Source organism: Kitasatospora sp. NPDC101801, assembly GCF_044766665.1.
Taxonomy (GTDB): domain Bacteria; phylum Actinomycetota; class Actinomycetes; order Streptomycetales; family Streptomycetaceae; genus Kitasatospora.
In genome coordinates this window covers 44,595-59,100 of sequence record NZ_JBIWML010000019.1, presented here as the reverse complement: position 1 = coordinate 59,100, position 14,506 = coordinate 44,595, and the positions used below count along the sequence as shown (strand labels likewise).

Genomic DNA, 14,506 nt, shown 5'->3' with positions numbered 1-14,506 from the left:
GCGGCCGTCGTGCTGCACGGGGAGCGTTGACACCGGCGGTGCGGCGGGCAATGCTAAGCAAGCGCTTAGTCAGTCGCCCGGCCCACCCGTGAGGAGCTCCCTTGAGCGATGACCACGCCGGCCCGCCCGGCCTCGACCCGGACCGCCTGCGGGCCCATCTGGACGCCGCCCTGCCCGGCCTGGTGCGCGGACCGCTGCACGCCGAGCTGATCGAGGGCGGACGGTCCAACCTCACCTACCGGGTGACCGACGGCACCGGCAGCTGGGTGCTCCGACGGCCGCCGCTCGGGCACGTGCTGGCCACCGCGCACGACATGACCCGCGAGTACCGGGTGCTGGCCGCGCTCGGCCCGACCGCCGTACCGGTGCCCGAGGTGCTGCTGCTGGTCGAGGACCCGGCGGTGCTCGGCGCGCCCTGGTACCTGATGGAGTACGTCGCGGGCACCCCGCACCGGGACCCGGCGGTGCTGGCCGCGCTCGGCGAGCAGCGGGTGCACGGGCTGGGGCTGCGCCTGGTGGACACCCTGGTGGCGCTGCACGCCGTCGACCCGGCGGCGGTCGGCCTGGCCGGCTTCGGCCGGCCCGAGGGCTTCCTGGAGCGTCAGCTCCGGCGCTGGGAGCGGCAGTTGGAGGCGTCCAGGAGCCGGGAGGTACCGGGCGTCGCCGAGCTGCGGCAGGCCCTCACCGAGACCCGGCCGGCCTCCCCCGCCCCGGCCCTGGTGCACGGCGACTACCGGCTGGACAACGTGCTGGTCGGCCCCGACGACGAGATCACCGCCGTGCTGGACTGGGAGATGTCCACCCTCGGCGACCCGCTCACCGACCTCGGGCTGTTGGTGATGTACACCGAACTGGCCCGGCAGTACGACGGGATACTGCCCGGCGCCGCGCTCGCCCCGGGCTTCCCCGGCACCGCCGAACTGGTCGGCAGGTACGCCACGGCCTCGGGGCGGGACGTCTCAAAGCTCGGCTGGTACGTCGGCTTCGCCTCGTTCAAGCTCACCGTGGTGCTGGAGGGCATCCACTACCGGTACAGCCAGGGCCGCACGGTCGGCCGGGGCTTCGACCGGGTGGGTGAACTCGTACCGCTCTTCGTGCAGTTCGGCCTCACCTCGCTGAAGGAGCACTGACCGTGGACTTCTCCTACGACGCCCGGACCGAGGAGCTGCGCGGGCAGCTGCTGGCCTTCCTGGACGAGGCGGTGTACCCGGCCGAGCCGGTACTGGCGGCCCAACTCGCCGACCCGGCCCGGCTGCAGTGGTCGATTCCGCCGGTGGTGCGCGAGCTCCAGGCCCAGGCGCGTTCGCGCGGGCTGTGGAACCTCTTCCTGCCCGGTGAGCTGGGTGCGGGCCTGACCAACCTGCAGTACGCGCCGCTGGCCGAACTCACCGGCCGCTCGGTGCTGCTGGCCCCCGCCGCGCTCAACTGCGCCGCGCCGGACACCGGGAACATGGAGCTGCTCGCCCAGTTCGGCGACGAGGCCCAGCGCAAGCAGTGGCTGGAGCCGCTGCTGAACGCCGAGATCCGCTCGGCCTTCGCGATGACCGAGCCCGAGGTGGCCTCCTCGGACGCCACCAACATCACCACCCGGATCGAGCGGGACGGCGACGACTACCTGGTCACCGGCCGGAAGTGGTACATCACCGGGGCGATGAACCCGGACTGCAAGATCTTCATCGTGATGGGCAAGACCGACCCGACCGCCGACCCGCGCCGCCAGCAGAGCATGATCCTGGTGCCGCGCGACACCCCAGGGGTGACGGTCCGGCGCGGGATGACCGTGTTCGGGTACGGCGACGCGGACCACGGCGGGCACGCCGAGATCCTGTTCGAGAACGTCCGGGTGCCGGCCGCCAACCTGATCGGCCCGGAGGGCGCCGGCTTCGCGATCGCCCAGGCCCGGCTCGGCCCGGGGCGGATCCACCACTGCATGCGGGCGATCGGCATCGCCGAACGGGCCCTGGAGCTGATGTGCCGTCGGGTCACCGAACGGGTCGCGTTCGGGCGGCCGTTGGCCGACCAGGGGGTGGTCCAGGAGTGGATCGCCGAGTCCCGGGTACGGATCGAGCAGGCCCGGTTGCTGGTACTCAAGACCGCCTGGCTGATGGACACCGTCGGCAACCGGGGCGCGCACACCGAGATCCAGGCGATCAAGATCGCGGTGCCGGCGATGACCGAGTGGGTGCTCGACAAGGCCGTCCAGGCGCACGGCGCGGCCGGGGTCAGCCAGGACACCCCGCTGGCCCAGCTCTGGGCGGGCAACCGCACCTTGCGGCTGGCCGACGGCCCGGACGAGGTGCACCGCCGCTCGCTGGCCCGCCGCGAGCTCAAGCGCTACCGGGAGGTCTGAGATGAACGTCCGGGAGCTGACCCGCACCCTGCTCGCCGAGCACGACCCCGCCCGCACCGACCGGCTGGACTTCCTGCGGGCCCGGTTCGACACCGGGCTGGCCTGGGTGCACTTCCCGCCCGGCCTCGGCGGCCTCGGTGCTCCGCGCGCCGAACAGGCCGTGGTGGACGCCGAGTTGGCAGCCGCCGGGGCGCCCGACAACGACCCGCGCCGGATCGGCATCGGGCTCGGGATGGCCGCGCCGACCATCCTGCGCTACGGCTCCGAAGAGCAGCAGCGGCGCTTCCTCCGCCCGCTGTGGACCGGTGAGGAGGTCTGGTGCCAACTGTTCAGCGAGCCGGGCGCGGGCTCCGACCTGGCCGCGCTCGGCACCCGGGCGGTCCGGGACGGCGACAGCTGGGTGGTGGACGGCCAGAAGGTGTGGACCTCGATCGCGCACGCCGCCCGCTGGGCGATCCTGCTCGCCCGTACCGACCCGGACGTGCCGAAGCACCGGGGCATCAGCTACTTCGTCTGTGACATGACCGACCCGGGGGTGGAGGTCCGGCCGCTGCGCCAACTCACCGGCGAGGCCGAGTTCAACGAGGTGTTCCTGACCGGCGTGCGGATCCCCGACGCGCACCGGATCGGCGCGGTCGGCGAGGGCTGGCAGGTCGCCCAGACCACCCTGAACAACGAGCGGGTGGCGATCGGCGGCCAGGCGACCCCGCGCGAGGGCGGCCTGATCGGCGTGGTCGCCGACACCTGGCGGGCCCGGCCCGAACTCCGCACCCACGAGCTGCACCAACGGCTGCTCAGGGGCTGGCTGGACGCCGAGGTGATCCGGCAGACCGGCGAGCGGCTGCGCCAGCAGCTGACCTCCGGTCAGCCCGGGCCCGAAGGCGCCGCGATGAAGCTCGCCTTCGCCCGGCTGGCCCAGGAACTCAGCGGCCTGGAGGTCGAGTTGCTCGGCGAGCAGGGTCTCGGCTACGACGACTGGACGATGACCCGCCCCGAGGTGGTCGACTTCACCGGCCGCGAGGCCGGGTACCGCTACCTGCGCGCCAAGGGCAACTCGATCGAGGGCGGCAGCTCGGAGATCCTGCGCAACGTGATCGCCGAACGCGTGCTCGGCCTGCCCGCCGAACCCCGGACCGACAAGGACCTGCCGTGGAAGGAGCTCCCCCGATGAGCGACCTGCTCTACTCGGAGATCGAGGAGGAACTCCGCTCCAGCGTCCGGGGTCTGCTCACCGACCACTGCCCGCCCCCGGCGGTGCTGGCCCGCTGCGAGGGCCCCGAACCGTACGACCTGCCGCTCTGGCGCAACCTGGCGGTCGGGCTGGGCGTGGCCGGGCTCCAGGTGCCGGAGTCGCTCGGCGGCGCCGGGGCCTCGGTGCGGGAAGTGGCGGTGGTGCTGGAGGAGTTGGGGCGCTCGGTGGCGCCGGTGCCGTACTTCGGCAGCTCGGTGCTCGGCCTCACGGCGCTGCTCGCCTGCGCGGACGGCGAGTTGCTGCCGGCCGTCGCCGCCGGGGCCCTGACCGCCACGCTGGCGGTACCGTTCTCCACCGCCCCGGGCGGGCCGCTGCCGACCGTCGCGGTCGGCCCGGGCGGCACCCTCACCGGGCGGATCACCTCGGTGGCGGACGCCCTCCCGGCCGACGTCCTGCTGGTCCCGGCCGACGGCGGCCTGTACGCGGTCGAGACCGCCACGGTGACCCGCCGGACCTCGCTCGACCTCACCCGGCAGCTCGCCGACGTGACTCTGGACGGCGCCCCGGCCCGCAGGTTGACCTCCGACGACGGACCGGTCCGGCAGGCGCTGCTCACCGGCGCGGGGCTGCTCGCCTCCGAACAGCTCGGCCTGGCCGAGTGGTGCCTGAGCACCACCGTGGCCTATCTGAAGGAGCGTCGGCAGTTCGGCCGCCAGGTCGGGTCGTTCCAGGCGCTCAAGCACCGGCTCGCCGACCTCTGGCTGGAGACCGTCGGCGGACGAGCGGTGGCCCGGTACGCCGCCGACGCACTCGCGACCGACAGCCCGGACACCGCCGTCGCGGTGGCGGTCGCCCAGGCCCACTGCGGCGCGCTGGCCGTCCGGGCCGCCGAGGAGTGCGTCCAACTGCACGGCGGTATCGGGATGACCTGGGAACACCCGGCGCACCTCTACCTCAAGCGTGCCAAGGCCGACCAGCTCGCCCTAGGCACCCCGGGTCACCACCGCAACTCCCTGGCCGCGCTGGCGGATCTGCCGGCCCCGTCGCCCTGAGCACCAGCCTCCGGGGCACGGATCCCCAAGACGCCGGCACTGTCGACCGCCTCGGCGGTCCGCAGCGCGCGCCACTCCCGCGGCGACACCCCGTAGGCGGCGCGGAAGACCCGGCTGAAATGCGCCGGGTTGACGAACCCCCAGCGCCGGGCGACCACGGACACCGTCGGTGCGCCACGGCTCGCCGGGCGAACTTCCGGGCGCGGTCTTCCAGTTGGCGCTGCGGGAACAGCCGGCTGATCGTGACCCCTTCTCCTTCGAAGAGCCGGTGGTGCGCGCGGGCGATGGTCTCGGGTGACAGCTCAGGATCGCCGAGCCCGCCATCGACGTGCTCGCGGATCCACCGGACCAGATGGCCGTTCGAGGCGCGGGCGTCGGCGGCTGTCGGTCCGGCGAGCTGGGCTCCCAGCGTGACGAGCAGGTCGGCGACACTGCCGGCCCGCCGGACGTACGGGCAGGTCCGCACGCTGCTGGACACTGCCGTGGGCGGCTTGGGAACGGGCTCGGACCTGCCCGAGTACCGCTGTTCCGCCCCGACCCACCTCGGCGAGCAGGGCGCCTCGCTGCTGAGGCCGGCAGCGCCACGCGGCAGGCCGGGGCCGTTCGGGAAGGGGGGCCGCCTTCACGACGGAGCGGCAGCGCGTGCGGATGCGCCAGGCAGCGTCGATCCGCTTCCAGGGGTGAGGGCAGCAGCCACCTACAGTGACGGCTTCCTCGGCGGACCTCCGATCACTCGATCAACGACCCTTACGAGTTCGCCTTCCCCCCTACGGTCGGGTGAGAATTTCAGCTCCCTTGTCGGTGATGGCAATGGTGTGCTCGCTGTGCGCGGTGCGGCAGCCCGTAGCGCTGCGCAACGTCCATCCGTCGGCGTCGGTGACGAGTGTGGCGGTGTCGGCCATGACCCAGGGCTCCAGGGCGAGCAGCAGTCCGGGGCGCAGCTTGTATCCGCGGCCGGGCCGTCCGGTGTTCGCGACGTGTGGGTCCTGGTGCATGGTCGAGCCGATGCCGTGGCCGCCGAACTCGGTGTTGATCAGGTAGCCCGCCTCGCTGAGGACCGTGCCGATGGCGTGGGAGAGGTCGCCGATGCGCGCCCCGGGCTTGGCGGCGGCGATGCCGGCGGCGAGTGCACGCTCGGTCGCCTCGATCATCGCGACGCTCTCCGCCGGCCTGGCCTCGCCCACCAGAAAGCTGATCGCGGCGTCCGCGGCCACCCCGCCCCTGGCGACCGCGAGGTCGAGAGTCAGCAGATCCCCGTCTGCCAGCGTGTAGTTGTGAGGCCGCCCATGGAGCACTCCGTCGTTGACGGCCGTACAGATGTAGTGCCCGAACGGGCCGCGCCCGAAGGAAGGCGCGTAATCGACGTAGCAGGACTGTGCTCCTGCCTCGGTGATCATCTCCTTGGCCCACTGGTCGATGTCCAGCAGGTTCGTCCCGACCGTGCTGCGCTCCTTGAGCGTGTGCAGGATGTTTCCGACCAGGGCGCCGGTGTCCCTCGCCCGCTCGAGCTGCGCGGAGTTCAGGATCTGGATCATGGGGGCCTCTCATGGACGTCCAATAACTATACCGGTCTAACTGTACCGGTATTAGAATGGGGTCATGGTCAGGTTGCCGCTCACCCCCGCCGAGGTAGAACGCGGACAGCGCCTCGGCGCCCTGCTCCGCCGAGCCCGGGGCCGCCGCTCGATGCTGGACGTGGCGCTCGCCTCGCACATCTCGCCGGAGACCCTGCGGAAGATCGAATCCGGCCGGGTGGCCACCCCCGCCTTCCCGACCATCGCAGCGATCGCCGACACCCTCGGCCTGTCTCTCGACGCCGTCTGGGCCGAGATCAGCCAGCCGGAGCGAACCGTCGAGGATCGGTCGGCCCTGTCTGTCACCCGGCGTCCACTGCTGGTTTCGTAACGCCGCACTCGCGACCTGACGGCCTGTCGGCTCCGTCGATTACCGCCCGGACGGCGGCGTCCTTGTGGACGATTCACGTATTTCCTGGTGCTGGGCGCATCCGTACTTCTGTCTGTCGCCAGCCCCGGCGAAGCCTGCGAGTTCACCGTCCTCCGTGATCTCGAAACCGCGAGTTCTCGGGGCCTTCCACGGTCGCGGCGGCCGCGGCGACTCGGGCGGCGTGGGTGGGACCGTCCGGCACGGTGGCGGGCCGGCCGGCCGTGAATTCCTTGCGCAGCACCGGGATCACCTCCTCGCCGAGCAGGTCGAGCTGCTCCAGGACGCTCTTCAGCGGCAGCCCGGCGTGGTCGATCAGGAAGAGCTGGCGCTGGTAGTCGCCGAACGTCTCCCGGAAGGTCAGGGTCTTCTCGATGACCTCCTGCGGGCTGCCCACGGTCAGCGGCGTCTGCTCGGTGAACTCCTCCAGCGACGGCCCGTGCCCGTACACCGGCGCGTTGTCGAAGTAGGGCCTGAACTCACGTACGGCGTCCTGCGAGTTCCGGCGCAGGAACACCTGGCCGCCGAGGCCGACCATGGCCTGCTCGGGCGTGCCGTGGCCGTAGTGGGCGTAGCGCTCGCGGTAGAGGCCGACCAACTGCTGGAAGTGCTCCTTGGGCCAGAAGATGTGGTTGGCGAAGAAGCCGTCACCGTAGTACGCGGCCTGCTCGGCGATCTCCGGCGAGCGGATCGAGCCGTGCCAGACGAACGGCGGGACACCGTCCAGCGGGCGCGGGGTGGCGGTGAACGACTGCAGCGGGGTGCGGAAGCGGCCCTGCCAGTCCACCGTGTCCTCGCGCCAGAGCTTGTGCAGCAGCGCGTAGTTCTCGATCGCGAGCGGGATGCCCTGGCGGATGTCCTGGCCGAACCAGGGGTACACCGGGCCCGTGTTGCCGCGGCCCGTCATCAGGTCCACCCGGCCGTCCGCGAGGTGCTGGAGCATCGCGTAGTCCTCGGCGATCTTGACCGGGTCGTTGGTGGTGATCAGCGTGGTGGCGGTGGAGAGGATGATCCGCTCGGTACGGGCGGCGATCCAGCCGAGCATGGTGGTCGGCGAGGACGGCACGAACGGCGGGTTGTGGTGCTCACCCGTCGCGAAGACGTCCAGGCCCACCTCCTCCGCCTTGAGCGCGATGGCGACCATGGCCTTGATCCGCTCGTGCTCGCTCGGCGTCCGCCCGGTGGTGGGGTCGGGGGTCACGTCCCCGACGCTGAAAATTCCGAACTGCACTGTCGTCTCGCCCTCTGTGCCGTGTGCCTGCCTGCCCCGTCCCTGCCGACTCTAGGGCCCGCCCGGGTGCGGTCATGCCCGGCTGCGCATCCTTCCCAGCCCCTGAACGCCCTGCTCACTCACGCTCGCGGTGGCCGACCGCGATCGCGGCGACCAGGTCGGCGGCCTCGCCACCCGCCTCGCGCTGCACCGCCGTTGACCCTGGCGTCGGCACGGCCGGCCCGTGCCGACGCCAGGCGGGGTTCACGGGAGGACGACCACCCGCCCCGTGGTGGTGCCGTCGGCCACCCGCTGGACACCGTCCGCCGCACCGTCGAACGGCAGCCGCTCGCTCACCAGCGGCCGGACCACGCCCTTCCCGGCCAGCGCGGTCAGTTCCGCGTGGGCGGCCACGACTGCGGCCGGCTCGCGCACGCCGTACAGGCCCCAGTGCAGCCCGAGCACCGAGTAGTTCTTCACCAGGGCGTGGTTCAGCCCGGGGGTCGGGATGGTGCCGCTGGCGAAGCCGACCACCACGATCCGGCCCTCGAAGGCGACGCAGCGGGCCGACCCGGTGTACGCGTCGCCGCCGACCGGGTCGAAGACCACGTCGGCGCCGTGTCCGCCGGTGAACTCCTTGACTACCGCCACGAAGTCCTCGGACCGCCGGTCGATCACCAGGTCGGCGCCCAACTCCCTTGCCACCACGGCCTTCTCGGGACCGCCGACGACACCGATCACGGTCGCCCCGGCCGCCTTGCCGAGCTGCACCGCCGCACTGCCGACCCCGCCGGCCGCCGCGTGCACCAGCAGTGTCTCGCCGGCCCGCAGGGCGGCCCGCCGGTGCAGCGCGAACCAGGCCGTCTGGTAGGCGATGTGCAGCGCCGCCGCCTCCGCGTCGTCCAGCGCCGCCGGGGCCGCGAACGCCGTCCGGGCGTCCATCAGCGCGTACTCGGCGAACGCCCCGGCCGGCAGCAGCGGTGTCCCGATCACCCGTTCCCCGGCCCGGGCGCCGCCGACCAGCTCGCCGCACAGCTCCACCCCGGGCGTGAACGGCAGTGGCGGCCGCACCTGGTAGTGCCCCCGGCACATCAGCGCGTCCGGGAAGTTCACCGCGGCGGCCCGCACCCGGACCAGCAACTGCCCTTCACCGGCCGAGGGTTGGTCCACCTCCGCCAACCGCATCACCGCACCGGGCTCGCCCAGCTCGCCGACCTGCCATGCCCGCATCGCGTTCACTCCTTCTCGAGTTGCCGCTGGAGTCGGTTCATCCCGTCCAGCCAGCGGTCCGGATCGGTCGCCCGGGTCGCGTAGTAGTCGGCCACCTCGGGGTGCGGCAGGATCAGGAACCGCTCCTCGGCGATCCCCCGGAGCACCGCCTCCGCCACCGCCGACGGTGCCAACGCCCCGTCGGCCAGCAGCAGTTGCCCGGCGTGGCCGGACTCGTCCAGCATCCTGGTCCGGACGCCCTGCGGGCAGACCGCGTGCACCCGGACGCCCCGGTGCCGGTAGCTGGCGGCCAGCCACTCGGCGAAGGCCAGGGCGCCGTGCTTGCTCACGGCGTACGGCGCCGAGCCGAGCATGGTGAGCAGCCCGGCGGCCGACACGGTCGCCACGAACCGGCCCTCGCCGCGCTCCAGCCAGTCCGGGAGCAGCAGTTCGGCCGCCCGGACATGGGCCATCACGTTGACGTCCCAGGCCGTGGCCCAGGCCGCCGGGCCGGCATCCGCGCCGCCGGCCGTGCCGACGCCCGCGTTGGCACAGTAGACGTCGATCGCGCCGAGCTCCGCGCGGGCGGCGGCGATCAGCCCGGTCGGGTCGGCGGCGTCACCCGGCACTGCGTACGCCCCGATCGGGCCGGCGACGGCCCGGGCGGCCCCGGCGTCGAGGTCGTTGACCACCACCCGGGCACCGGCGGCGGCGAAGGCGGTGGCCAGGGCGGCGCCGATGCCGTGCCCGGCGCCGGTCACCACCACGCCACGCCCGGCGAGGCTCACAGCCCGCCGACCAGCGAGACGCCGCCGTCCAGGGTCAGGGTCTGGCCGGTGATCCAGGCCGACTCCTCGGAGAGCAGGAAGGCGACCGCGCCGGCCACGTCCTGCGGGACGCCGAGCCGGCCGAGCGGGTAGGCGGCGGCGACCCGCTCCTCCCGGCCGTCGTACAGCGCCTCGGCGAACCTGGTCTTGACGATGGCGGGCGCGACCGCGTTGACCCGGATGCCGGGGGCGAGTTCGAACCCGAGCTGCGCCGTCAGGTGGATCAGCGCGGCCTTGGAGACGGCGTACATGCCGAGCCCCGGCGCGGCCCGCAGGCCCGCCAGCGAGGCGACGTTGACCACCGCACCGCCGTGCTCGCGCATCCAGGCGTCGTACGCCAGCTTCGTCCAGGCGATCGGGGCCAGGAGGTTGACGCCCAGGATCTTCGCGGCCTGCTCGGTACTGACGTCCAGGACCGGGCCGTACACCGGGTTGATGCCGGTGTTGTTGACCAGGTGGTCGAGCCGCCCGAAGGTCTCGATCGTCCGGGCCACCGTCTCGGCCTGGTGCGCGGGGTCGTCGGCCTTGCCCGCCACGGCGATCGCGTGGTCGGGGCCGCCGAGTTCGCGGACCGCCTCGGCCAGCGGCTCGGCGTTGCGGGCCGTGACGCAGACCTTGGCACCCCGCTCCACCAGCTCCCGGGCGATACCGAGGCCGATGCCCCGGCTGGCTCCGGTGACCACGGCCACCCGGCCCTTCAACGACGGTGCCATCACGAGTCCCTCTCGACGGAGTTCCCAGGAGTACGGGCTGACTAAGCGCTTGCTTAGCATCCAAGCGGCCGCGCACACTGTCAACCACCCGCCGGGACCTGCGGCACCGTCTGGGAGGATTGCCCGCATGACCGACCGAACCTCCGCCGACCTCTGGCCCGCCGACGGCCTGGGCGAGCGCACCGAGGCGGCCCGACGACTGCTGCTCGCGGCGGTCGAGTCCTTCGCCCGGCGCGGCTACCACGCGACCACCACCCGGGACATCGCCACCGCCGCCGGGATGAGCCCGGCCGCGCTCTACATCCACTACTCCTCGAAGTCGGCGCTGCTCTCCGAGATCAGCCGCACCGGCCACCAGGCCACCCTGGACCTGGTGGAGCGGGCCGCGGCCGCCGACGGGCCACCGGCGGAGCAGATGCGCCGACTGGTCGAGGACTTCACCTGCTGGCACGCCCGGGGCCACACGGTCGGACGGATCGTCAACCACGAACTGCACGCGCTGCCGGAGCAGGACTTCGCGGTGGTCGCCGAGCTGCGGCGGCGGATCGAGGAGACCGTCCGCCGGATCATCGAGGACGGGGTGGCGGCCGGCGCGTTCGAGGTGCAGGACGTCCGTACCGCCGCCCGCGCGGTCACCTCGCTCGGCATCGACGTCTCGCGCTGGTACACCGAGCGCAGCAGCGAGACGCCCGAGGAGCTCGGCCGGCGCTACGGCGTGCTGGTGCTGCGGATGCTGGGTGCCGCCGCCTGACCCTCCGACAGAGGCTTCCGCCCTCCCCTCACTTAGGTTAGGCTCCCCTTACCTACCGAGGAGGACGGATGTCCGACAGCCCTGCCCTGCCCCGCCCGGCCGGACCGGCGCCCACCGCCGCCGAACGCGCCCGCACCCTGCTGGAGTTCGGCTCCTCGGTGATCCTCGACGTCCCGGGCATCGACCTGGCCAACCGGCCGGGCGTCCCGCCGCTGGTGCGCTGCGCCGTCCTCCCCGACGGCGCCCTGGCGGTGCTGGCCGCGCACGACTCGCCGCTCTGCCGGATCGCCTCGGTCTCCCGCGCGGAGGAGGTGGCCGCGCTGCTGGAAGCGGTGGACGTCGCCCCGGTCGCGATGCCGCACCGGATCCGCGGCCGGGCCACCGTGCACGGCCGGCTCACCGCGCTCCGGCCGGCCGCGCCGGAGGTGCTGGACGGGCTCTTCCCGGACCGGCCCGCCGGGCAGTACGCGCTGCTCCGCTTCGACCCGGACCACCTCTCGGTCGAGGACCTCTGGGGCGCCGACTGCTGCGTCGACCTGACCGGCTTCGGCCGCACCGCGACCGACCCGCTGGCGGCCGAGGAGGCCACCGTGCTCCAGCACCTCGCCTCGGCGCACGCCGACCGGCTCGCGCAGCTCGGCGCCCAGGCCGTCGACCACCCGGCGGGCCCGGCGGACTGGCCGGAGCACGGCCGGTACGAGGTCCGGCCGGTGGCGCTGGACCGGTTCGGGCTGCGCGTCCGGCTGCTGGCCGGGGACCGGGTGCTGGACGCCCGGTTCGAGTTCCACCGGCCGGTGGCCGGACCGGAGGAGCTGGCCGAGGCGATGCACCGGCTGTTCTCCCAGGTCCGCACGCACTGAGGGCCCGTCAGGCCGGGGTGATCACCGAGAACAGCCCGCCCTCGCGGTCCCGCAGCCGGGCCACCCGTCCGTACGGGGTGTCGGTGGCGGGGCCCTCCGCCGCGCCGCCGAGCTCCAGCGCGCGGCGGACGGCCAGGTCGGTGTCGGCCACCGAGAAGAACACCTCCCAGTGCGAGCCGACGTCCTCGGCCCGCCGCAGGGCCGCCACGCTGCGGTGCTCCGCCCGCAGCACCACCCGCTCGTTCTCGTACCGCACCTCGAACCGCTCCGGGTCGCGCTCGTCCCAGCGGAACACCTCGCCGTAGAACAGCGCCGCCTGGAACGGGTCGCCGGTGCGCAGCTCGATCCAGACCGGCGCGCCGGTCGAGCGGACCCGGGTGTTGCTGCCGAGGGCGCCCTCCCAGATCCCGAACGCCGCCCCGGTCAGGTCCGAGGCCAGCGCCATCCGCCCCGCGTCGAAGGCCAGCGGGCCGATCGCCACGGTGCCGCCGCGCTCCCTGATCCGGGCGGCCGTGTCGTCAGCGCTCTCGGTGCCGAAGTAGCTGGTCCAGGCCACCGGCGGCTGCCACTCCCCCTCGGTGGCCCCGATCCCGGCCACCTCCACCCCGTCCAGCACCACCCGGACGTACGGCCCGAACCCGTGCCGGCCGTCCTGGAAGGACCACCCCAGCAACGGGCCGTAGAACTCCTGGGCCACCGTCAGGTCACGCGCCATCAGACTGACCCAGCACGGCGTGGCCGGCACGCATCGGACGGTCACGGTCTGCTCGCTCATTCGGAGCCCTTCCTTCCGGTCGTGGCGTTCTCACCCTAGGCCGAGCCGCCCGAGGAGGGGTGGTTCGGCTCGCGGCGGGCAGATCCTTCGGGTGTGATGGGGCCGACGAGAGGAGCCGCGATGCGGAACGGGTACGTCGTCGTGGGAGCGGGCCTGGCGGGGGCGAAGGCCGTCGAAACGCTGCGGGCGGAGGGGTTCGACGGGCCGATCACGCTGATCGGGGCCGAGCCCGAGCGGCCGTACGAGCGGCCGCCGCTGTCCAAGGGCTACCTGATGGGGAAGACCGCGCGGGAGAAGATCTACGTCCATCCGGCCGAGTGGTACGCCGAGCAGCGGATCGACCTGCGGCTCGGCACCCGGGTCGGCGCGATCGACCCGGCCGGTCACACCGTCGACCTGGCCGACGGGAGCCGGCTCGGGTACGCCAAGCTGCTGCTCACCACCGGCTCCTCGCCGCGCCGGCTGACCGTCCCCGGCGCGGACGGCGATCAGGTGCTGTACCTGCGGACCGTCCAGGACAGCGAGCGGATCAAGGCGGTGATCCGCCCGGGGGCCCGGATCGTGGTGATCGGCGCGGGCTGGATCGGCCTGGAGACGGCGGCCGCCGCCCGCGAGGCGGGCGCGGAGGTGACCGTGCTGGAGTCGGCCGAGCTGCCGCTGCTGCGGGTGCTCGGCCGGGAGGCGGCCGAGGTGTTCGCCGACCTGCACCGGGCACACGGCGTCGACCTGCGGTTCGGCGTCCAGGTGACCGGGCTGGCCGACGAAGGCGTCCGGCTGGCGGACGGCCCGCCGGTACCGGCCGACGCGGTGGTGGTGGGCATCGGCATCACCCCGAACACCGAGCTGGCCGAGGCGGCCGGGCTGACCGTCGACAACGGCATCCGCACCGACCGGTACCTGGCCACCTCGGCGCCGGACGTCTACGCGGCGGGGGACGTGGCCAACGCCATGCACCCGCTGTACGGCCACCCGATCCGGGTCGAGCACTGGGCCAACGCGCTGCACCAGCCGAGGACGGCCGCGCGGTCGATGCTCGGCCAGGACGCGGTGCACGACCGGGTGCCGTACTTCTTCTCCGACCAGTACGACCTCGGCATGGAGTACACCGGCTACGTGCGGCCGGACGGCTTCGACCGGGTGGTGTTCCGGGGCGACCGGGCGGGTCGCGAGTTCATCGCGTTCTGGCTCTCCGAGGGGCGGGTGCTGGCCGGGATGAACGTCAACGTCTGGGACGTCACCGACCCGATCCGCGAGCTGGTCCGCTCCGGCCGCCGGGTGGACCCGGACGCGCTGGCCGACCCGGCCGTGCCGCTGGACCGGGCCGTCCTGGGCTGACCGGCCGCTCCTGCGGTCCGTCAGCTCGGTCGGCCCCGAGCCCTCGCGCAGCTCGCCGTGCGCCTTGGTGAGCAGTCGCATCGCCGGCTCGTTCAGCGCGCGGGCTGCCGCCACCTTCTCGCAGACCCGCAGCTGTGGGCGGTCGGCGTGGTGCTGGGTGCCGTAGCCGTGCGCCCGCAGTTCGGTGCCGTCGGCGAGCCGGAGCAGCAAAGCCGCCTTGGTCCGGTCACCCTCTTCGGCGAACTCCAGCTCGACGTGCCGGCCGACGCGTGCCCTGGTCATGGTCACCAC

At 73.3% G+C, this 14,506-nt stretch carries 15 protein-coding genes and 1 pseudogene; 8 read left to right on the top strand and 8 right to left on the bottom strand.

What is annotated here, in order from left to right:
• The first annotated feature begins 101 nt into the window (after positions 1–101).
• Genes ACIRPK_RS21345 through ACIRPK_RS21330 form a run of 4 tightly spaced genes read left to right on the top strand, consistent with a single transcriptional unit; the run spans position 102 to position 4,594 of the window.
• Positions 102–1,130 (top strand): phosphotransferase family protein, encoded by a 1,029-nt coding sequence (locus ACIRPK_RS21345; protein ID WP_403040839.1) that lies wholly within the window; start codon positions 102–104, stop codon positions 1,128–1,130.
• Positions 1,131–1,132: 2 nt separating this feature from the next.
• Positions 1,133–2,350 (top strand): acyl-CoA dehydrogenase family protein, encoded by a 1,218-nt coding sequence (locus ACIRPK_RS21340; protein WP_403040838.1) that lies wholly within the window; start codon positions 1,133–1,135, stop codon positions 2,348–2,350.
• 1 nt (position 2,351) lies between these two features.
• On the top strand, positions 2,352–3,521 hold the full coding sequence (locus ACIRPK_RS21335; RefSeq protein WP_403040837.1) for an acyl-CoA dehydrogenase family protein: 1,170 nt from the start codon (positions 2,352–2,354) through the stop codon (positions 3,519–3,521).
• Positions 3,518–4,594: an acyl-CoA dehydrogenase family protein gene (locus tag ACIRPK_RS21330; RefSeq protein WP_403040836.1), complete on the top strand. Its 1,077-nt coding sequence runs from the start codon at positions 3,518–3,520 to the stop codon at positions 4,592–4,594. The genes ACIRPK_RS21335 and ACIRPK_RS21330 overlap by 4 nt, the downstream gene beginning before the upstream one ends.
• Here the strand turns inward: ACIRPK_RS21330 and ACIRPK_RS21325 are convergent.
• Together ACIRPK_RS21325 and map are read right to left on the bottom strand one after the other, a co-directional pair.
• Positions 4,540–4,752 carry an AraC family transcriptional regulator gene (locus ACIRPK_RS21325; RefSeq protein ID WP_403040905.1) on the bottom strand — a complete coding sequence of 71 codons (213 nt, stop codon included), beginning with the start codon at positions 4,750–4,752 and terminating at the stop codon, positions 4,540–4,542. The two genes, ACIRPK_RS21330 and ACIRPK_RS21325, sit on opposite strands and share 55 nt — an antisense overlap.
• Positions 4,753–5,361: 609 nt before the next feature.
• Complete coding sequence (gene map, locus ACIRPK_RS21320) at positions 5,362–6,129, bottom strand: type I methionyl aminopeptidase (protein ID WP_403040835.1); 768 nt, start codon at positions 6,127–6,129, stop codon at positions 5,362–5,364.
• 64 nt (positions 6,130–6,193) lie between these two features.
• Here map and ACIRPK_RS21315 point away from each other — a divergent pair, with 64 nt between their 5' ends.
• Positions 6,194–6,499: a helix-turn-helix domain-containing protein gene (locus ACIRPK_RS21315; RefSeq protein WP_403040834.1), complete on the top strand. Its 306-nt coding sequence runs from the start codon at positions 6,194–6,196 to the stop codon at positions 6,497–6,499.
• Between the two features lie 142 nt (positions 6,500–6,641).
• Here the strand turns inward: ACIRPK_RS21315 and ACIRPK_RS21310 are convergent, their stop codons facing one another.
• The 4 genes from ACIRPK_RS21310 to ACIRPK_RS21295 form a co-directional block, all read right to left on the bottom strand.
• A complete protein-coding gene (locus ACIRPK_RS21310; RefSeq protein ID WP_403040833.1) occupies positions 6,642–7,766 on the bottom strand; it encodes an LLM class flavin-dependent oxidoreductase in 1,125 nt (374 codons plus the stop codon).
• Between the two features lie 243 nt (positions 7,767–8,009).
• Positions 8,010–8,975 (bottom strand): NADPH:quinone oxidoreductase family protein, encoded by a 966-nt coding sequence (locus ACIRPK_RS21305; protein ID WP_403040832.1) that lies wholly within the window; start codon positions 8,973–8,975, stop codon positions 8,010–8,012.
• A 5-nt stretch (positions 8,976–8,980) separates the two neighbouring features.
• A complete protein-coding gene (locus tag ACIRPK_RS21300; RefSeq protein ID WP_403040831.1) occupies positions 8,981–9,742 on the bottom strand; it encodes an SDR family oxidoreductase in 762 nt (253 codons plus the stop codon).
• A complete protein-coding gene (locus ACIRPK_RS21295) occupies positions 9,739–10,494 on the bottom strand; it encodes an SDR family oxidoreductase (protein WP_403040830.1) in 756 nt (251 codons plus the stop codon). Before ACIRPK_RS21295 ends, ACIRPK_RS21300 begins: the two co-directional genes overlap by 4 nt.
• A gap of 127 nt (positions 10,495–10,621) precedes the next feature.
• Here ACIRPK_RS21295 and ACIRPK_RS21290 point away from each other — a divergent pair, with 127 nt between their 5' ends.
• Both ACIRPK_RS21290 and ACIRPK_RS21285 read left to right on the top strand, forming a co-directional pair.
• On the top strand, positions 10,622–11,245 hold the full coding sequence (locus ACIRPK_RS21290) for a TetR/AcrR family transcriptional regulator (RefSeq protein WP_403040829.1): 624 nt from the start codon (positions 10,622–10,624) through the stop codon (positions 11,243–11,245).
• Positions 11,246–11,313: 68 nt separating this feature from the next.
• Complete coding sequence (locus ACIRPK_RS21285) at positions 11,314–12,105, top strand: DUF2470 domain-containing protein (RefSeq protein ID WP_403040828.1); 792 nt, start codon at positions 11,314–11,316, stop codon at positions 12,103–12,105.
• Positions 12,106–12,112: 7 nt separating this feature from the next.
• Here ACIRPK_RS21285 and ACIRPK_RS21280 read toward each other — a convergent pair whose 3' ends face one another.
• The gene (locus ACIRPK_RS21280) at positions 12,113–12,880 is read right to left on the bottom strand and encodes a VOC family protein (protein WP_403040827.1); all 768 of its coding nucleotides are present in this window, start codon (positions 12,878–12,880) and stop codon (positions 12,113–12,115) included.
• Between the two features lie 120 nt (positions 12,881–13,000).
• Between ACIRPK_RS21280 and ACIRPK_RS21275 the strand changes: the two genes are divergently transcribed.
• Entirely contained in the window at positions 13,001–14,215 is a 1,215-nt protein-coding gene (locus ACIRPK_RS21275; protein WP_403040826.1) for an NAD(P)/FAD-dependent oxidoreductase, read from the top strand.
• Positions 14,216–14,248: 33 nt separating this feature from the next.
• Here ACIRPK_RS21275 and ACIRPK_RS21270 read toward each other — a convergent pair.
• Positions 14,249–14,497, bottom strand: a pseudogene (locus ACIRPK_RS21270) (dsRBD fold-containing protein); the annotation flags it as partial.
• Positions 14,498–14,506: the final 9 nt, after the last annotated feature.

What these genes read in the sequence shown, in the direction of transcription:
- ACIRPK_RS21305 (WP_403040832.1), bottom strand. Translation starts at nt 8,975, where the DNA reads ATGCGGGCATGGCAGGTCGGCGAGCTGGGCGAGCCCGGTGCGGTGATG.
- ACIRPK_RS21290 (WP_403040829.1), top strand. Translation starts at nt 10,622, where the DNA reads ATGACCGACCGAACCTCCGCCGACCTCTGGCCCGCCGACGGCCTGGGC.
- map (WP_403040835.1), bottom strand. Translation starts at nt 6,129, where the DNA reads ATGATCCAGATCCTGAACTCCGCGCAGCTCGAGCGGGCGAGGGACACC.
- ACIRPK_RS21280 (WP_403040827.1), bottom strand. Translation starts at nt 12,880, where the DNA reads ATGAGCGAGCAGACCGTGACCGTCCGATGCGTGCCGGCCACGCCGTGC.
- ACIRPK_RS21285 (WP_403040828.1), top strand. Translation starts at nt 11,314, where the DNA reads ATGTCCGACAGCCCTGCCCTGCCCCGCCCGGCCGGACCGGCGCCCACC.
- ACIRPK_RS21335 (WP_403040837.1), top strand. Translation starts at nt 2,352, where the DNA reads ATGAACGTCCGGGAGCTGACCCGCACCCTGCTCGCCGAGCACGACCCC.
- ACIRPK_RS21295 (WP_403040830.1), bottom strand. Translation starts at nt 10,494, where the DNA reads ATGGCACCGTCGTTGAAGGGCCGGGTGGCCGTGGTCACCGGAGCCAGC.
- ACIRPK_RS21275 (WP_403040826.1), top strand. Translation starts at nt 13,001, where the DNA reads ATGCGGAACGGGTACGTCGTCGTGGGAGCGGGCCTGGCGGGGGCGAAG.
- ACIRPK_RS21315 (WP_403040834.1), top strand. Translation starts at nt 6,194, where the DNA reads ATGGTCAGGTTGCCGCTCACCCCCGCCGAGGTAGAACGCGGACAGCGC.
- ACIRPK_RS21330 (WP_403040836.1), top strand. Translation starts at nt 3,518, where the DNA reads ATGAGCGACCTGCTCTACTCGGAGATCGAGGAGGAACTCCGCTCCAGC.